This window comes from Colwellia sp. MB3u-41 (genome assembly GCF_014076845.1).
Lineage (GTDB): Bacteria > Pseudomonadota > Gammaproteobacteria > Enterobacterales > Alteromonadaceae > Colwellia_A.
Window position 1 is genome coordinate 1 of the sequence record NZ_JACGUT010000012.1, and the last position, 1,391, is coordinate 1,391.

Sequence of the window (1,391 nt, forward strand, 5' to 3'; positions counted from 1 at the left end):
ACGTTGAATCAAACTCTGCACGAACTTAAGTTACCCATAAAATAAAAAATAGCCGTGAATTTTTACGCTACTCACAGCTGCCTGAACAAACTAATAGCGTTGCCACCTTTGAAAAAGGTAAAAGAAGCAATGCTTATTAGTGCTGCACTAAACCGAGTTTAGCGTAAAACACTTAGCTAAAAATGTCTTGCCCTAAAACGTATTTATTAAGAGCATATAACGCCGTTTTAAGCGGTAAATTGCAGTTGGCTAAAATAAGTGAGGCACGAACAAAAAGCCAACTGTAATTTGTCCGTCTTGAAAACCCTTGTTATATTTTGATTACTACCAATGTCTGCAGCTTTCAGGGTTGGCACCTTTATCATAATCCCAACTTTTTATAATATATGTTTTAGGATCTACGACATAAATTATTTTACATTTTCCAACCCAATCTTTCCTACTGTGAGTTGGTAATACTTCGCTATAAAACCAGTGCTGCACAATATCACCGTTTTCATTTTTTGATATGTGCGTAAAACCTTTACCTGAAATTAAATAATCAGATCTAATTAAATCACCAGAATCCTCGTTGCTTGTAGGAGCTACAATACGAGCGGTTGTGCCAACCATAGAATCTAAATTCCATTCAAATGGAACGTTTCCAATTACACAACCGTTTAGCATGATAAATAATACACAGCAAAAAAAAGCCTTCATTACTTTCGCCTCAATTTAACACAGTAGGATATGGTAAAAATATAACGCCCCATTAAGAGGCAAATAATGGTTGGCTAAAATAAGCGACGAAGGAGCAAATAGCCAACTGTTATTTGTCCTGCTTGAATGGCTTGTTAGGCTTTTTACTGTGATATTACTCATAAACGTACTTTGGCTTCCCTAGGATGGCCATCTCTTCAGACGCATAAGAAACATCGGTTATTTGTTTACACCACGGAATTTGCCAAAATGGTTTTTCCTGGTGCGTAGCCCTGTTGGCGTAAATTAGGTAAAAGCCACTTTTTGCAATGGAAAAAGGGAATCCCTCATTTGCGTAAACTTTTATCGTTTTAAGCTGCTCACCCTTCCACTGCCGCAACACCTTAAATGTTATATCCCCAACACCTTCGTTATTTAGTTTATGAGACAGTATTTCTGCAACGACGACAACCTGAGCTATATCAGTTTCTTGCTGAATAGTTCTTTCGCAAGGTATACTTGTCGCGAACGAATTCCCCGTCAGCGTTAGCGCTATGAATAGAATAAAGTGCTTCATGTTTGTAAGCCTAACGCCCCACTAAGAGGCAAATAATAGTTGGTTATAATAGAGAGCGAAGCGAACAAAACCAACTGTTATTTGTCCTGCTTGAGTGGCTTGTTATGTTGCAGCTTGCCCGCTACCTTCGAGTACA

General features: G+C 38.2%; 2 protein-coding genes. Both read right to left on the reverse strand.

Features of this window, described 5'->3' with window-relative positions; translation table 11 throughout:
- Positions 1-324: 324 nt before the first annotated feature.
- On the reverse strand, positions 325-699 hold the full coding sequence (locus tag H4J73_RS01125; RefSeq protein WP_182223104.1) for a hypothetical protein: 375 nt from the start codon (positions 697-699) through the stop codon (positions 325-327).
- Positions 700-853: 154 nt separating this feature from the next.
- Positions 854-1,255 carry a hypothetical protein gene (locus H4J73_RS01130; RefSeq protein ID WP_182170723.1) on the reverse strand — a complete coding sequence of 134 codons (402 nt, stop codon included), beginning with the start codon at positions 1,253-1,255 and terminating at the stop codon, positions 854-856.
- Positions 1,256-1,391 lie beyond the last annotated feature (136 nt).